This window comes from Polynucleobacter kasalickyi, from assembly GCF_900176405.1.
Taxonomy (GTDB): domain Bacteria; phylum Pseudomonadota; class Gammaproteobacteria; order Burkholderiales; family Burkholderiaceae; genus Polynucleobacter; species Polynucleobacter kasalickyi.
In genome coordinates this window covers 1-2,704 of record NZ_FWXJ01000030.1, presented here as the reverse complement: position 1 = coordinate 2,704, position 2,704 = coordinate 1, and the positions used below count along the sequence as shown (strand labels likewise).

Sequence of the window (2,704 nt, the reverse complement as noted above, 5' to 3'; positions counted from 1 at the left end):
AACAGCAACTGCAGATAACTTGGTAGCAGTCGCTGGCGCAGGTACATCATTATCGAACTACAGCATTACGACGACGAATGGCTCCATTCAAGTTAGCCCACTCGCAATTACTGGAACAGCCCAAGTGAACGGCAAGGTGTATGACGGTACGACAGTTGGAACTGGAACAATTACCTTAACTGGTCTATTGCCAGCAGACGTAGGTTCAACATCAGCAAGCGGAACGTTTACATTTGCTAATTCAAATGCTGGAACTAAAGCAGCAACGGTATCAGGTGTAACGGTTAACAATGCCGATTATTCAATTACAGTTCCAGCATCAGCAGGTAATGCAACGATTACTGCTGCAGCACTCACAATTACTGGCGGTACTACGACTACAACCTTTGACAACACAACGCATACTAATACTTACAGTATTACGAGTGGAGCACTGTTTGGATCTGATGCAATTAGTTCTGTCAGTGGTTTAGGAAGTGGATTGCACGCGAATACTTATATTGACTCTGCCTTATCAGCAAATGGAACTGGTTTATCGAACTACGCGATTAGTTATGTACCTGGAAGTTTGACAATTAATCCAGCAACTTTAAGTGCATCAGTAACGCCAACTGTTGCGACCTATAACGGCACAAACATATTAGCTAACGCGACGGTATTGAGCGGTGTAATTAGTGGTACGACAGTAAGTGGTACAACTTCACTTACCTTGAGTGCAACGAATGCAGGAACACAAACAATTACCAACAATGGCACAACTCTATCTGGAGCGAATGCGGGTGATTATGTGATTGCTAGTACATCAATTGCGAATAATGGTGGTGTTGGTGCGGCTAATAATCAAGTCATCCCTGGAAGTGGTCCGAATAATACTGGTTCAACGATTGTGATCGTTCCTAAAACATTGACGATTACTGGTAACACAACCACACCAACCTATAACGGTAGTGCTCAAACTAATACTTACGTAGTGACTGGTGTAGTGGGCGGTGAGACGATTACTGCAACGGGTTCAGCCCAAGCAACCAATGTCGCACAAGGTGTGGTAACTGATAGTTTGGTACCTGTCGCAGGAACAGCAACCGCACTCTCGAACTACAGCATTACGACGACTAACGGCTCAATCCAAGTTACACCTTTAGCAATTACTGGAACAGCCCAAGTAAACGGTAAGGTATATGACGGTACGACTGCTGGTACTGGTGTAATTACCCTAAGCGGCGTGTTATCAGCTGATCAAGCATCAACATCAGCCAGTGGTAATTACACATTTGTGAATGCCAATGCAGGTACACAATTTGCGACAGTGTCCAACACAATCGTTAACAATAATAATTACTCAATTACTGTTCCTTCATCTGCAGGAACGGCGACCATTAATCCAGCAGCACTGACTATTACTGGTAATGTAACTACACCAACTTACAACGGCAATTTGCAAACGAATACTTACACCGTGGCAGGTTTAGTTAACGGTGAGATGATTACTGCAAGTGGTTCAGCTCAAGCGACACACGTAGCTCAAGGATCAATCTCTGACAATTTAGTGCCAGTCGCAGGAACAGGATCACTATCCAACTATAGCATTACAACGACTAACGGTTCCATCCAAGTGTCACCATTAGCAATTACTGGAAGTGCACAGGTAAATGGTAAAGTCTATAACGGCACGACCGCTGGAACTGGAACAATTACCTTAACTGGTGTATTGCCAGCAGACGTAGGTTCAACATCAGCAAGCGGAACGTTTACATTTGCTAATGCAAATGCAGGAACTAAAGCAGCAACGGTATCAGGTGTAACGGTTAACAATACTGATTACTCTGTCACGGTTGCACCGTCAGCAGGCACTGCAACAATTACTACTGCAGCACTCACAATTACTGGCAGTACTACGACTACAACCTTTGACAACACAACGCATACTAATACTTACAGTATTACGAGTGGAGCACTGTTTGGATCTGATGCAATTAGTTCTGTCAGTGGTTTAGGTAGTGGCTTACATGCCAATACTTATACTGACTCTAGCTTATCAGCTAGCGGTACCGGTTTATCGAACTACGCGATTAGTTATGTACCTGGAAGTTTGACAATTAATCCAGCATCACTCACTGCTGCAGTAACTCCAAACGTAGGTACTTATAGCGGCACAAACGTCCTTGCCAATAATACTGTTTTAACAGGTGTGATTAATGGTACGACAGTAAATGGTTCCACCTCACTCACTCTAAGTGGAACTAATGTTGGTACGCAGACGATTGCGAACAATGGCACAACTCTATCTGGCGCGAATGCGGGTGATTATGTCATTACTAGTTCAATCATCTTGAATAATGGTGGTATTGGTGCGGCTAATAATCAAGTCATCCCAGGTACTGGCCCGAATAATACTGGTTCAACGATTGTGATCGTTCCTAAAACATTGACGATTACTGGTAACACAACGACCCCAACCTATAACGGAAGTGCCCAAACTAATACTTATGTAGTGACTGGTTTAGTGAATGGTGAGACGATTACTGCTACTGGTGCTGCGCAAGCAACCCACGTATCACCAACAGCAACTGCAGATAACTTGGTAGCAGTCGCTGGCGCAGGTACATCATTATCGAACTACAGCATTACGACGACGAATGGCTCCATTCAAGTTACGCCTTTAGCAATTACTGGAACTGCTCAAGTAAACGGCAAGGTGTATGAC

The 2,704-nt window shown here is 44.0% G+C and carries 1 protein-coding gene; it reads left to right on the top strand.

What is annotated here, in order from left to right; all coding sequences use genetic code 11:
* The coding region (locus tag B8983_RS14075) for a beta strand repeat-containing protein (protein ID WP_159460916.1) at positions 1 to 2,704 on the top strand (2,704 nt) is incomplete at both ends.